The 12,617-nt window shown below is 43.8% G+C and carries 12 protein-coding genes; 8 read left to right on the top strand and 4 right to left on the bottom strand.

From position 1 onward, the window contains the following. Window positions 1-275 precede the first annotated feature (275 nt). The 3 genes from nfo (at window position 276) to FR741_RS12850 (ending at window position 2,791) form a co-directional block, all read left to right on the top strand. Window positions 276-1,163, top strand: a complete 888-nt coding sequence (gene nfo / locus FR741_RS12860) for a deoxyribonuclease IV (protein ID WP_046873969.1) — start codon at window positions 276-278, stop codon at window positions 1,161-1,163. A 283-nt stretch (window positions 1,164-1,446) separates the two neighbouring features. Next, entirely contained in the window at window positions 1,447-2,127 is a 681-nt protein-coding gene (gene ung, locus FR741_RS12855; protein WP_005396298.1) for a uracil-DNA glycosylase, read from the top strand. Between the two features lie 112 nt (window positions 2,128-2,239). Continuing rightward, a complete protein-coding gene (locus FR741_RS12850) occupies window positions 2,240-2,791 on the top strand; it encodes a hemerythrin domain-containing protein (RefSeq protein ID WP_005396296.1) in 552 nt (183 codons plus the stop codon). 234 nt (window positions 2,792-3,025) lie between these two features. Here the strand turns inward: FR741_RS12850 and FR741_RS12845 are convergent, their stop codons facing one another. After that, entirely contained in the window at window positions 3,026-3,211 is a 186-nt protein-coding gene (locus FR741_RS12845) for a DUF3545 family protein (protein WP_005396294.1), read from the bottom strand. Window positions 3,212-3,932: 721 nt separating this feature from the next. Here FR741_RS12845 and FR741_RS12840 point away from each other — a divergent pair. Both FR741_RS12840 and yaaA read left to right on the top strand, forming a co-directional pair. Then, window positions 3,933-5,366, top strand: coding sequence for an alanine/glycine:cation symporter family protein (locus FR741_RS12840; RefSeq protein ID WP_005396293.1), 1,434 nt, complete (start codon window positions 3,933-3,935; stop codon window positions 5,364-5,366). 111 nt (window positions 5,367-5,477) lie between these two features. Next, the gene (gene yaaA, locus FR741_RS12835) at window positions 5,478-6,254 is read left to right on the top strand and encodes a peroxide stress protein YaaA (protein WP_167426882.1); all 777 of its coding nucleotides are present in this window, start codon (window positions 5,478-5,480) and stop codon (window positions 6,252-6,254) included. Window positions 6,255-6,363: 109 nt separating this feature from the next. Here the strand turns inward: yaaA and srmB are convergent, their stop codons facing one another. Both srmB and FR741_RS12825 read right to left on the bottom strand, forming a co-directional pair. Then, entirely contained in the window at window positions 6,364-7,587 is a 1,224-nt protein-coding gene (srmB, locus tag FR741_RS12830) for an ATP-dependent RNA helicase SrmB (protein ID WP_139059940.1), read from the bottom strand. A gap of 107 nt (window positions 7,588-7,694) precedes the next feature. Further along, window positions 7,695-8,414: a tRNA1(Val) (adenine(37)-N6)-methyltransferase gene (locus FR741_RS12825; RefSeq protein WP_167426881.1), complete on the bottom strand. Its 720-nt coding sequence runs from the start codon at window positions 8,412-8,414 to the stop codon at window positions 7,695-7,697. Between the two features lie 330 nt (window positions 8,415-8,744). On the opposite strand from FR741_RS12825, the gene brnQ reads away from it, so the two are divergent. Then, the gene (gene brnQ, locus FR741_RS12820; protein WP_167426880.1) at window positions 8,745-10,055 is read left to right on the top strand and encodes a branched-chain amino acid transport system II carrier protein; all 1,311 of its coding nucleotides are present in this window, start codon (window positions 8,745-8,747) and stop codon (window positions 10,053-10,055) included. A gap of 85 nt (window positions 10,056-10,140) precedes the next feature. Here the strand turns inward: brnQ and fldB are convergent, their stop codons facing one another. Then, the gene (gene fldB / locus FR741_RS12815) at window positions 10,141-10,659 is read right to left on the bottom strand and encodes a flavodoxin FldB (RefSeq protein WP_005397338.1); all 519 of its coding nucleotides are present in this window, start codon (window positions 10,657-10,659) and stop codon (window positions 10,141-10,143) included. A gap of 158 nt (window positions 10,660-10,817) precedes the next feature. On the opposite strand from fldB, the gene xerD reads away from it, so the two are divergent. Both xerD and dsbC read left to right on the top strand, forming a co-directional pair. Further along, window positions 10,818-11,735 (top strand): site-specific tyrosine recombinase XerD, encoded by a 918-nt coding sequence (gene xerD / locus FR741_RS12810; RefSeq protein WP_005397336.1) that lies wholly within the window; start codon window positions 10,818-10,820, stop codon window positions 11,733-11,735. A gap of 59 nt (window positions 11,736-11,794) precedes the next feature. Next, window positions 11,795-12,583 carry a bifunctional protein-disulfide isomerase/oxidoreductase DsbC gene (gene dsbC, locus FR741_RS12805; RefSeq protein WP_012842135.1) on the top strand — a complete coding sequence of 263 codons (789 nt, stop codon included), beginning with the start codon at window positions 11,795-11,797 and terminating at the stop codon, window positions 12,581-12,583. Window positions 12,584-12,617 lie beyond the last annotated feature (34 nt).

The following is a 12,617-nucleotide window of genomic DNA, read 5'->3' as shown; positions in this document are numbered from 1 at the left end:
TTTCGTTGAGCTGAGTATTATATAGCTAATATCCACTATTTTAATATTGATTTAAGTCAAAAAACAACCAAAAACATTATTTTTATTAAGGTAATTTTATTGAGTTAAATCAATAAAACCTTTGAAAACAAACTAATTACAATTTATTTGATAATATAAAAAATATTTAATAACTAATTTTGTTGTAAATTTACTACAAGTTAAGCTTAAAGTTTAAACTGATTAACGCAACTATCTGTATTTAGGTAGCAATACTGAAAGTCTAAAGTGATTAAATGACAAACATGAAAAACAAGCTTGGGAATAAACTCATTGGTGCACATGTCTCTGCTGCTGGTGGGGTCGATCAAGCGCCGTTGAGAGCTCGCGAAATTGGCGCGAATGCGTTCGCACTATTTACAAAAAACCAACGCCAGTGGGTGGCGAAGCCTTTAGAAGCAAAAACCATCAGTGCGTTTAAAGCGAACTGTAAAATGCTGGGTTTCGGCGCAGAACATATTCTTCCCCATGACTCTTATCTAATTAACTTAGGTGCACCAGAAGCGGATAAGTTGGATAAGTCACGCGCTGCATTCATCGATGAGATGGAGCGTTGTAATCAATTGGGTTTAACGTTGCTGAACTTTCACCCTGGGAGCCACTTAAAGAAAGTCTCGGAACAGGAGTGCTTAGCGACGATCGCAGAGTCGATCAATCTTGCGCACAAAGCGGTGCCGAATGTGATCGCGGTAATCGAGAATACGGCTGGTCAGGGTACAAACCTAGGTTGGAAGTTTGAGCATCTTGCTGAAATCATCGATCAAGTGGAAGACAAAGAACGTGTTGGTGTATGTCTCGATACTTGCCACACGTTTACCGCCGGTTACGATCTGCGTACTAAAGAGGATTGTGAGCATACCTTTGCTGAATTCGACCGTATTGTTGGGATGCACTATTTAAGAGCAATGCATCTAAATGATTCAAAAGTTGAGTTTGCCAGCAAAGTGGATCGCCACCACTCATTAGGCAAAGGAGAGATCGGGTGGGATTGTTTTGAGTACATCGCTAAAGACCCTCGATTTGATGGTATCCCTCTGATTTTAGAAACAATTGATCCGGACATCTGGCAGCAAGAAATCAACGCACTGCGTCAGTTTCATCTAGCGGCGATAGATAACCAATGATGTGATCACAGAGTTGGCACCTTTCTTTCTTAGTCACTTAAGTCAATTTGAATTAAGAAAGAAGGATGCCACTATGTCTCGACCACACTCTTTTGCTTCTTACGCATATAGCCGCCGCGTGCTTCGTTTGCCGATGCCTAATCGTCACATTACTGGACAGGGGCATTTTCGAACGCCACAGAAGCATTAGTCTTTTATTACTGTTCTCAAGTTCGTGGTAAGTTTTTGTTTGTTTGGGTTTCGCTCGTTAGAATAGAAGCAAAATTTAGGACAGGAACTTTCCATGAATCAGTCACCCACTTGGCACGATGTGATCGGCGAAGAGAAAAAACAGAGCTACTTTGTAGACACTTTGAATTTTGTAGAAGCAGAACGCGCTGCAGGCAAAGCGATTTTTCCGCCAGCGAAAGATGTCTTTAATGCGTTTCGTTTTACCGAGTTTAACGATGTTAAAGTAGTGATTCTGGGGCAGGACCCATACCATGGTCCAAATCAGGCGCATGGCTTGTGCTTTTCCGTTCTTCCTGGAATCAAAACGCCACCATCACTCGTTAATATGTATAAAGAGCTGGCTCAAGATATTGAAGGGTTCCAAATCCCTCAGCATGGATTCTTACAAAGCTGGGCAGAGCAAGGTGTATTGCTGCTCAATACGGTATTGACGGTTGAGCAAGGTAAAGCGCATTCACATTCAAAAACGGGGTGGGAAACGTTCACTGACCGAGTGATTGAAGCGATAAACCAGCATCAGGAAGGCGTGGTGTTTTTATTGTGGGGCTCTCACGCTCAGAAGAAAGGGCGCTTTATTGATCGCAATAAACATCATGTGTTAGCCGCACCACATCCATCACCACTCTCAGCACACCGAGGTTTTTTTGGTTGTAAGCATTTCTCTCAAGCAAACCAGTTACTTGCCTCGCAAGGGAAAGCACCAATCAACTGGCATTTGCCATTAACTGTATAAAAGAAGAGACAGCGATAATGCTGCCATTATCGCTGTTTTTTTGAGCACGCTCGAGGCTGATGGCAAATTTCTCATGTACACTTATTAAAAGTAGGTGTTAAGGAGAGACGCTATGATGATCGAAAGAATTCGACGCGAACACGGTTATATGGTTCGTCTGTTGGCGATACTGCGCCATAAACTTAATGAGATAAAAGAAGAACGTGCGATCAACTACGCATTAGTAAGCGAGATAGTTGATTACCTCTCTAATCATTCAGAAAAAGTTCACCATCCGAAAGAAGATATTCTCTATCACCACTTTCTTGAGCACTATGGTAAGCAACAGACCATGGAAAACTTAGAGAAAGAACACCAAGAGTTAGCAAGTAAAACCAAAGAGTTTGCTTCCTTGATAGAGATGATCCTGCAGGATGCTGTTGTGCCTCAAGACATGTTTGTGGCCCACCTAGAGGACTTCATTGAATCACAAAGACGCCACTTGGAGTTAGAGGAACGAAAAATCCTGCCTCTCATTGAGGAGCTGTTCACTACCGAGGATTGGCAGCATGTTGAAAGCTTATGGAGCGTCAGTGAAGATGACCCAGTTTTTGGTGACACCATTGCCGATCGTTATAAACAGTTAGCTGAACGTGTGCGTCAAAGTGATGCTGAGTATGTTTAAGTGTGTGCGATGAAACCTGAGCGAGCGAAAGTATCACTCGGATTTGTTAGCTGCATTTCTTATTTATTGAGAATTGGACGCAAATTTATCTTTTGCGCTTCTCAACTAAAAGACAGGAAAATTCTTATTGAGTAATAACGGTACTCATACTCAAATCCTGACGCTTAAACTCAAGCCGTTTACGGTTACTGTAAACAAAAACAAAAGGCACCCTTAAGGTGCCTTTTGTTTGAATTAGAGTTTAATGTCTTCCAAGTTGTAGTCGGTACAGGCATCAAGTTCGCGTAGCTCTTTAAGCAAATTGCGCCTGTCGTTCATCTCTTCTATTTCACGCCACTTTCGCTTTACTGGTTTGGCACGAGATTTGGTTGTTGAGGTAGTATCCAGATTAAAAATGTCATCTAGTTGAAAGCCTTCCATAAGCCACCTTTACCTTTCTTAAGCTAAACTGTTGTAACCAGTCCTTGTGGAGTTTTTTAAGTACCACAATAGCCGTGAGAATAACCATGATATATTTCGCATTTGTGTCGGTAGCATGACATTTTCGTGCAAAAATATTCTCAAAATCACACTTTTCATGGCAATGTGGTGGCTAAAAAATGCACAAACGATCTCAAGAAAACGATTAAATAGAGAGATTTTCAATGTTAATTCGATTTGGCGAGTGGGGAGACAGTGCAAAGGTCAAAGTTGCATAAAACCAGTTTGATGAAATAGTGTTCAATTAGATGGTAAGGCACTAGAGCAAATTTATGTAACACCTTGTGAATACTAGCTTGGTCTTAATTATATGGGGCTCCGTTCTGTTTGGTGGGCGATAATTATTTATGTTGGCATTTGGTAATTGAAATGTTGCGGTTTATGGGTGTTAAGTCTTCCATTTATGTTATTTTTTGGTGACTTTATAGTGAAAAATAACAATGTTATTATCATGGTTGCATATTGATTTTTGCGCTCCTAGGTTGCATTATCCGCCCGTCAAAAAATACGCTGGTACGTAAAATGGATGCATGAAGCGACGTTTACGATTCTAGATTGCCCATAAACATTACTTAAAAAGCTAAGCACACTTTGACACTTAGCAGGCAATTTGGTGGATGGCTTGGACGCATAGACCGGCGCAACTCACTTTGAGGTACACATGACAGACTTAATCAATTTGATGAACGATCTCCTTTGGGGTTCGATTCTGGTTTATCTTCTTGTTGGTGTTGGTATTTACTTCACCGTTCGATTAGGGTTCATTCAGTTCCGCCATTTCGGCCACATGTTCTCTGTTCTTAAGAACAGTCGTAAAGCAGACAAAGCTGGTATTTCTTCTTTCCAAGCGCTTTGTACTAGTCTTGCTGCACGTGTTGGTACAGGTAACATGGCGGGCGTTGCAGTTGCATTGACTGCAGGTGGTCCTGGCGCGATCTTCTGGATGTGGCTGATCGCAATGCTTGGTATGGCAACGTCGTTTGCAGAGAGTACTCTGGCGCAGCTATACAAAACCAAAGATGATGATGGCAACTACCGTGGTGGTCCTGCCTACTACATGGAAAAAGGCCTGGGCATGCGTTGGATGGGCGTATTGTTCTCAGTTTTCCTAATCATCGCTTTTGGTTTGGTATTCAACGCCGTACAAGCTAACTCAATTGCAAATGCAATGAGCACCGCATTTGGTTGGAGTGACCTGTACGTTGGTATCGCGGTTGTAGTACTGTCTGCGATTGTAATTTTCGGTGGTATCAAGCGTATCGCAAAAGTCGCAGAGATGATCGTTCCGATCATGGCGCTGCTTTACTTGGCTCTAGCACTGTTCATCATGTTCTCTAATCTAGAGAAGCTACCTGATGTATTAATGCTTATCTTTAAGAGTGCATTTGGTCTGCAAGAAGCGGCGGCTGGGGGTCTTGGCTACGCGATTGCACAGGCAATGATTAACGGTATTAAACGCGGTCTATTCTCGAACGAAGCGGGTATGGGTTCTGCGCCAAACGCGGCGGCTTCAGCAACGCCTTACCCACCACACCCTGCATCTCAAGGTTATGTTCAGATGCTAGGTGTATTTATGGATACGATCGTTATCTGTTCAGCGACAGTGGCTATCATCCTGATGTCAGGTGAGTATGTCGGTCAAGCAACAGAAGTGACGGGTATCGAGCTAACTCAGCGTGCATTGAGCTCGCAAGTTGGTGATTGGGGTGGCATCTTTGTTGCCGTGGCAATCTTCTTCTTTGCATTTACATCAATCATCGCGAACTACTCGTACGCTGAAACGAACCTAATCTTCCTAGAGCACAACCATAAGGCGGGCCTAAGCATTTTCCGCGTTGTTGTTCTTGGTATGGTGATGTTTGGTGCACTTGCTTCGCTCCCAGTCGTATGGTCACTTGCTGATGTTTCGATGGGGCTGATGGCGATAGTCAACTTGGTGGCAATCATCTTGCTATCTGGCATCGTGATTAAGCTAGCAAAAGATTACAACCGCCAACTTGGTGAAGGTAAAGTGCCAACGTTTGATGCGAATGACTTCCCTGAGCTGAAATCTCAGCTTGAAGAAGGCATTTGGTACAACGATAAAAAAGACTAAGTGAGCTATCACTCATAGTTGAAAGCTATTAGTACGATGTAAAAAGCCATGCAGACAATGCATGGCTTTTTTTGTACCCTATTAAAAAACAGAATTAGAGAAGGGAAAGTCATGCTTATCGTAGTTTCTCCAGCGAAGACTCTTGATTACGAGTCTCCGTTAGCGACAGAAAAATTTACTCAACCTGAGTTGGTCGAATACTCAAAAGAGCTTATCGATGTTTGCCGCAAACTGACTCCTGCTGATGTTGCCTCTTTAATGAAAGTGAGCGACAAGATTGCCGATTTGAATGTCGGGCGATTTCAAGAGTGGAGTGAAACGTTTACCACAGAAAACTCACGACAAGCGATCCTAGCGTTTAAAGGTGATGTTTACACAGGACTAGACGCCGAAACCTTATCTGAGGCGGACTTCGAGTATGCCCAAGATCATTTGCGTATGCTATCGGGTCTTTATGGTTTACTAAAACCACTTGATTTGATGCAGCCATACCGTCTTGAAATGGGTACCAAGCTTGCAAACGACAAAGGTACGAACTTGTACCAGTTTTGGGGCAATGTTATTACGGACAAGCTTAACGAAGCGATTTCTGCTCAAGGTGATAACGTCCTTATCAACCTTGCATCAAATGAATACTTTAAAGCGGTAAAGCCAAAGAACTTAGATGCGCAAGTGATCACGCCAGTATTCAAAGATTGTAAGAATGGCCAATACAAGGTCATCAGCTTCTACGCGAAGAAAGCGCGCGGCATGATGGCGCGTTACATCATCGAAAACCGTATTGAGAGCGTGGCAGACCTGACTAAGTTTGATATGGCGGGTTACTACTTTGTTGAAGATGAATCGACACCAACAGAGTTAGTATTTAAACGCGAAGAGCAAAACTAAAACTGATTGAGACTTAGTCTACGTTAACCTCTATCAGTACAAACGAAAAAGGGTTGGCAGTGCCAACCCTTTGTTATGTTTTAGCTTGGGCTATTTCGCCCTAACAAAATTATTTCTTCCTAGCGGTTTTCTTTTTCGCTGGTTTCTTCTTGTCTTCTTTTTTCTTTTTCTTCTTAAACACAGGTTTTTTGTGTTTCGGACGCATCTCTTTCACGAAACGCTCTTTGATGTCTTCTTTCACGTAACGTGCAACGCGATCCATCATTGGTTGGTCGTGTGCTTCTACGATAGAGATAGCATTACCTTTCTTACCCGCACGAGCCGTACGGCCAATACGGTGAAGGTAAACATCAGCCGTGCGTGGCATGTCGTAGTTAATAACGTGTGACACATCCGGAAGGTCGATACCACGCGCAGCAACGTCCGTCGCGAGCAGCACGTTTACAGTACCATCGCGGAAGCGAGAAATCGCATTGTTACGACGATCTTGAGGCATTTCACCTTGAATCCAAGAACATGGAATCTGTGCACTTTCAAGCTGCGCTCGTAGCTCTGCCAAACGCTCACGTGTCTTCAAGAAGACAATGGTGCGTTCTGCTTGCTGAGTAATAATGTGTTTTAGTAATTCAAGCTTGTGTTCTGCATCATCAGCACGGTGGTACCACTGAGCAATCTTCTTACGTTCACGCAGTGGCGATTTTGCATCAATCTCTGCTGGGTCATTCAACAGATCAGCGGTAAAGCCTTCTACGCCTTTACCCTCTAAAGTTGCTGAGAACAGAAGGGTTTGTTTACGCCAGCGGCACTCGTTAGATAGACGATCAACAGTAGGAGCAAAACCCATGTCTAGCATACGGTCTGCTTCATCCAGAATTAACCATTCAATCGCACGGCAATCAAAACGCTCTGCATCAATGTATTCTTTTAAGCGGCCAGGCGTTGCAACCACAATGTCTTGTGTTGTCGCAAGGATATCGGCGTGCTCTTGGTATTGAACACCACCTGTGATGGTGAAAATGTTCAGTTTAGTGTTTTTTGCCAAAGCTCGTGCTTGATCAGCGATTTGCATCGCCAATTCGCGCGTCGGCGTTAGGATCAAAATACGCGCAGGTCCAGGCTTGCGACGAGGGAAGTCTTGCAAGTATTGCAATGCTGGCAGAACGAAGGCTGCCGTTTTACCAGTACCTGTTGGCGCTGACGCTAGAATGTCACGACCATCCAACGCTTGTGGAATCGCTTCTGCCTGAATTTTTGTTGGGCGTTCGTAACCCATCTCTTCAATGGCTTCAAGTAGGTTTTGGTCTAGATCAAGTTCAGCAAAGGTTCTGATCACAATGAGTTCTCCACAAGCAAAGCTTGGTTAATGGTTCGCCACAACAGCATAGAATACAAAAAGGTCGCACATTATAAAGTGATTGGTGATAAGGATCACATGTTATTTCACATCTTAAGATAAAACTCGCGGGTTAATTGGACGAAATCGTCACTGTAACCGTCATGCGAATGAATTATTAAATGTGATTCTTGAGTATCGCAAGGCTGCTTCGCCAGTTCAAATAACAGTCGATGTACCAGTTTCTTTTCTGATGGCTGTACACGACAGACTCGCGATAGATGCCAACCTTGGTGTAATGCTAGTTCAATAAACCGTTCGCCTTCGGTGATTGGTAACACAAAATTAGCTTTCCCTTGTTCATCAAGCAACTGATAGCAACGTTGTAGCAATGCGTTGTGGCGTAGCGTATCAGTGTGCCTCGCGGTTGCACGTTGACTGTGTTTCGATTGCTCGCCGCTATTGAAGTAGGGCGGATTACAAATGATACGTTGGAATGGATGCGTCGGCGTAAAGTCTAGTACGTCAGAATGATGCACACTCACACGAGCTGACCAAGGCGACTGAACCACATTTTTTTGCGCAGCTTCAATGGCTGTTAATTCAATATCGACCGCGGTTACTTGAGCTTCTGTAAAGCGTTGGGCACACATCAGGGCAAGCAACCCGGTGCCAGTGCCAATATCGAGAATTTGAGCGTTGTTCGGGCTTTGAATCCAAGCACCAAGCATGACCCCATCAGTGCTGACGGGCATACCACTCTCGCCGCCCTCAATACAAAATTGCTTAAAATTGAAGCCTTTAGTTTTCAGTTTTTTGCTCTTCATGATTGTTTTATGTTTGCTCAATAATTAAGTGAATTTCTCTATTGTTTCTTAATTGTATAGATTGTTGTTTTGTTGGTTATTAAATTGTATTGTTAATTGATCGAGATAAAGAACTGGTCTGTTATTTAGATCTGGTTATATCCACTGCTTTTAAGTTTGAAAACTAAATTAATATGGTGTTTTTTTCTTAAAGGTTGCCAAATGATGAGTCTTTCGTCATTATGCGGCGAAAATTTTATAGATTGAACCACGTATACTTATTGACTTTAGGTATACAAAAAGTGGTCTAAGCATACACAACATTCATTAATTAAAAGACAAGGGTTATCTGTGAAGCAGACGTTAAAACTAACAGATATTATCGCAGTAGGCTTTATGCTATTTGCGTTCTTTTTAGGTGCGGGCAATATCATCTTTCCACCTCTAGCGGGTCAGCTAGCCGGTGAAAACTTAATGCCAGCGATGTTTGGTTTCTTGCTAACAGCGGTAGGTCTACCTCTTATTACTATCGTTGCTATTGCTGTTGCTGGTGGTTCTTGGGAACACTTAACGCAAGACCTTCCGAAAAAAGCAGCGGTTATTATGGCTGCGTTGATCTTCATCATCATCGGTCCTGCGTTTGCTGCGCCTCGTACTGGCCTAGTGGCTTACGAGATGGCGGTGAAACCTTTCTTCCTTGAAGCGTCACAAACGCATCTCACTGCATTTTCAGTGATCTTCTTTATTGCGGCGATGATGTTCTCATGGTTCCAAGGCCGTTTGATTGATCTTATCGGTAAAGTACTGACGCCGGCATTGTTCGTGGGTTTGATCATTCTTGCTGTCGCGGTATTTATTGATCCTCAAGGTGACATGCTGGGCGCGCACGGTGAGTACTTAACGCAACCACTGACCAAAGGCTTCCTAGAAGGCTACAACACAATGGATACGTTCGCGTCATTGATGTTTGGCATGCTGATGGTTGATGCACTGCGAGGTAAAGGCATTACTGAGCGTTCTGCAACCACTAAGTATCTGATCTATGCAGGTTGTATTGCAGCTGCCGGTCTTGCGTTTGTTTACATCTCACTATTCTACTTGGGCGCGACGAGTGCAACTGTTGCTGCTGGTGCAGATAACGGTGGTCTGGTACTTAGCCAATACGTTCAAGCGCTGTTTGGTCCATACGGTCAAATCGTTCTGTCTGTCATTGTATTACTAGCGTGTTTGACAACGGCTATTGGCTTGATTTCTGCGTGTTCAGACTTCTTCAGCTCGAAAACGCCACTGTCATACAAGCAATGGGTATTGATTAACGGTTCTGTTTGTGCGTTGGTTGCGAATGTCGGCCTTGCACAACTGATTTCTCTGTCAGTGCCGGTATTGTTTGCGCTGTACCCTGTGGCGATCGCGTTGGTTGCACTAACATTTGTACGCAGCAAACTGCCAAATCCACGTTTTGCTTACCGCGCGGTACTGCTTGTATCTCTGCTGTTTGCGTTGGTTGATGCGGCAAAAGTATCGGGTGTTGATGTTTCTGCGTTTAACATGTTGCCACTATTCGAAGTGGGCATGGGTTGGGTGCTTCCAACATTTGCGGCTATCGTGTGCATGTTCTTCATCGCGAAACCTCGTCCAGAGCTAGCACAAGAAACAGCGTAATAACTTCGCACTATCAAGATATTAAAAAGCCCGATGAATTACTTCATCGGGCTTTTTATTTTTTATCTTTGAAGCGTTCACACTATTAAAGTGTGTCGTGGAACTCCACAAGAACTTGTTCACACCATTTTTCGATGCGCTCATCACTCAGTTCGTACTGCGAGTCTTCATCTAACGCTAGTCCAACAAACTTGCTGCCATCTTCAATCAGTGCTTTCGATGCTTCAAATTCGTAGCCTTCATTTGGCCAGTAACCGATAAAGGTTGCGCCGGTCGCTTGTAATTCATCGTGAAGTAAGCCCATCGCGTCCAAATACCACTCACCGTAGCCTTCTTGGTCACCCAGACCAAACAGCGCGACAACTTTACCTTTTAATGGTGTTGTTGCGATGTCTTGCCAAATCGCATTCCAATCTTCTTGAATTTCACCAAAGTCCCAAGTTGAGATGCCAAGGAGTAATAAGTCGTAGTCCGCCATTAGTGATAACGGTGTCTCTTTCACATTGTGAATGTCGACAAGGTCTTCACCAATAATGGTACGAATTTTCTCTGCTGCCATTTCGGTGTAGCAGGTCGTTGAGCCGTAAAAGAGTCCGATTTTCATTATATTCATCGTTATTTGTGTTGCTGTTGTGGAAGATTCTAACCATAAATTGAGGAAGATTGCAGCGAATATCCTAAGCGGGATGATTTTTTTATGGTATTGGATCGGCAGGTGCCTTAATCTAAATACTGTAAATATAAACAGATAAGGAAGCGTTCATGACGGCACAACAGCCTGTCAATCAACAAGATTTTTCGCTTGTTGAGCAATTCTTAGATGCGATGTGGATGGAGCGTGGGCTATCAGAGAACACGCTGGCTTCCTATCGAAATGATTTGATGAAGCTGCTCACGTGGATGGAGAAACATCGCTACCGTCTTGATTTCATTAGTTTGTCTGGCTTGCAAGAATACCAAAGCTACCTTGTAGACTTGGATTACAAGCAGACGTCCCGTGCGCGTATGTTGTCGGCAATTCGCCGTTTATTCCAATATCTGCATCGTGAGAAAGTACGTGCTGATGATCCGAGTGCGCTCTTGGTCAGTCCTAAACTGCCACAACGCTTGCCCAAAGATATTAGTGAAGAGCAAGTGGACGCCTTGCTCGAAGCGCCAGACCCGAATGATCCTGTGGAATTGCGGGATAAAGCGATGCTGGAACTACTGTATGCGACTGGTTTGCGTGTGACGGAATTGGTCAGTTTAACTATGGAAAACATTAGTTTGCGTCAAGGAGTTGTACGTGTCACAGGTAAAGGCGGTAAAGAGCGCTTAGTGCCAATGGGGGAGAACGCGGTAGATTGGATCGAGACGTTTATTCAACAAGGGCGTCCTGCGTTACTTGGTGATACATCATCTGATATTGTTTTTCCTAGCAAACGCGCAAGGCAAATGACTCGTCAGACGTTTTGGCACCGTATTAAGTACTATGCTTTGATAGCAGGGATTGACACTGAACAGCTGTCGCCGCACGTACTGCGTCATGCCTTTGCCACGCATTTATTGAACTATGGCGCAGATCTCAGGGTCGTACAGATGCTATTAGGACATAGTGACTTATCGACCACGCAAATTTATACTCACGTGGCGACTGAACGATTGAAGCAGATCCACAGTCAACACCACCCAAGAGCATAACAATGGTTAGATTCATCCATGTCTTCTTGGAAAAACGATTTTATATTAAGGTGAATTTCATGAGCGTATTACGCCGACTAACTCTGCTGACTTTACCATTTTTTGTTACCGCGTGTGGTGCAGAAGAAAGTCAGGCTAAAACGGACACTCCTGCACAGCAAGTGGCACCAGCTGCGCAAAGCAGTTTTGATGAAGCAGCATTAAAAACTAAGTTCTCAAAGCTTGGTTTATCTATCGTTGATATTCAGCCATCAGAAGTTGCTGGTTTATTGGAAATCCAAACTAATGGCGGGATCTTGTTTGCTTCAAATGATGGTAGCCATTTTATCGCCGGTACGCTTTATGCTATCAATGACGATGGTAGTTACAAAGATGTCATTGCAGAGCGCCAAGCGCCGCTTAATGCGGAGAAAATCGCGCAGTTCTCCGATAGCATGATTGAATACAAAGCCGACGATGAAAAATATGCTGTGACGGTATTTACTGATATCACTTGTGGTTACTGTGTGCGTCTGCACAGCCAAATGCAAGGCTATAACGATCTAGGCATTACAGTGCGTTACATGGCTTACCCTCGCCAAGGTGCTACTGGCCCAGTGGCAGAGCAAATGGCGACGATTTGGTGTGCTGAAGATCCAAAGTCGGCAATGCACAACGCGAAAGTGAATCGTACGTTTGATAACCCTGCGAAAGACTTAAAACAGTGTAAAGAAACCATCCAATCACATTACAATCTAGGTCGCCAATTGGGAATTTCTGGTACGCCAGCGATCTTCTTACCGAATGGCGAAATGGTTGGCGGTTACCTACCACCTGCAGAGCTATTGAAACGTTTAAAGCAACAATAATCCTTTAGGAGCAGAGCCGGCAAAGTCGCCGGCT

It is taken from the genome of Vibrio diabolicus (assembly GCF_011801455.1).
GTDB classification, from domain to species: Bacteria; Pseudomonadota; Gammaproteobacteria; order Enterobacterales; family Vibrionaceae; genus Vibrio; species Vibrio diabolicus.
Note: the sequence above shows the minus strand (reverse complement) of the source record. Positions and strands in the feature narration are given on the sequence as shown.

Excerpts from the sequence above, each read along its gene's own strand:
- yaaA (WP_167426882.1), top strand. The coding sequence starts at position 5,478 with ATGCTTATCGTAGTTTCTCCAGCGAAGACTCTTGATTACGAGTCTCCG.
- fldB (WP_005397338.1), bottom strand. The coding sequence starts at position 10,659 with ATGAAAATCGGACTCTTTTACGGCTCAACGACCTGCTACACCGAAATG.
- dsbC (WP_012842135.1), top strand. The coding sequence starts at position 11,795 with ATGAGCGTATTACGCCGACTAACTCTGCTGACTTTACCATTTTTTGTT.
- FR741_RS12840 (WP_005396293.1), top strand. The coding sequence starts at position 3,933 with ATGACAGACTTAATCAATTTGATGAACGATCTCCTTTGGGGTTCGATT.
- FR741_RS12825 (WP_167426881.1), bottom strand. The coding sequence starts at position 8,414 with ATGAAGAGCAAAAAACTGAAAACTAAAGGCTTCAATTTTAAGCAATTT.
- FR741_RS12845 (WP_005396294.1), bottom strand. The coding sequence starts at position 3,211 with ATGGAAGGCTTTCAACTAGATGACATTTTTAATCTGGATACTACCTCA.
- xerD (WP_005397336.1), top strand. The coding sequence starts at position 10,818 with ATGACGGCACAACAGCCTGTCAATCAACAAGATTTTTCGCTTGTTGAG.
- nfo (WP_046873969.1), top strand. The coding sequence starts at position 276 with ATGACAAACATGAAAAACAAGCTTGGGAATAAACTCATTGGTGCACAT.
- FR741_RS12850 (WP_005396296.1), top strand. The coding sequence starts at position 2,240 with ATGATGATCGAAAGAATTCGACGCGAACACGGTTATATGGTTCGTCTG.
- ung (WP_005396298.1), top strand. The coding sequence starts at position 1,447 with ATGAATCAGTCACCCACTTGGCACGATGTGATCGGCGAAGAGAAAAAA.